This window comes from Campylobacter sp. CH278, assembly GCF_004378845.1.
In the GTDB taxonomy this organism is placed as follows: Bacteria; Campylobacterota; Campylobacteria; order Campylobacterales; family Campylobacteraceae; genus Campylobacter_D; species Campylobacter_D jejuni.
Genome location: NZ_RYXZ01000044.1, coordinates 1 through 257 on the forward strand (window position 1 = coordinate 1; position 257 = coordinate 257).

Sequence of the window (257 nt, forward strand, 5' to 3'; positions counted from 1 at the left end):
GAAGCTCCTGGAGTTTCGTTTAACTTAATTTGATTTGTTCTTAATAAATCCAATCGGTAAATACCGATTGGATTTATGCTTTGAAAATTAAATATATTAGGGTGGGTTTTAAAAGAAATAATTTGATTATATAAAAAATCAATAGGAGTAATTTTCGAATATTTTCCTTTATTTGATTCTAATATATAAAAATCCCCTTTAACAACTTCACAATCATTCTTTTTAGCAATTTCATAAAGTCTTTCATACATATTTGT

General features: G+C 24.5%; 1 pseudogene. It reads right to left on the reverse strand.

The annotated features are described in order from the left end of the window. Nucleotides 1-257, reverse strand: a pseudogene (locus tag ELQ04_RS08615) (sugar transferase); the annotation flags it as partial.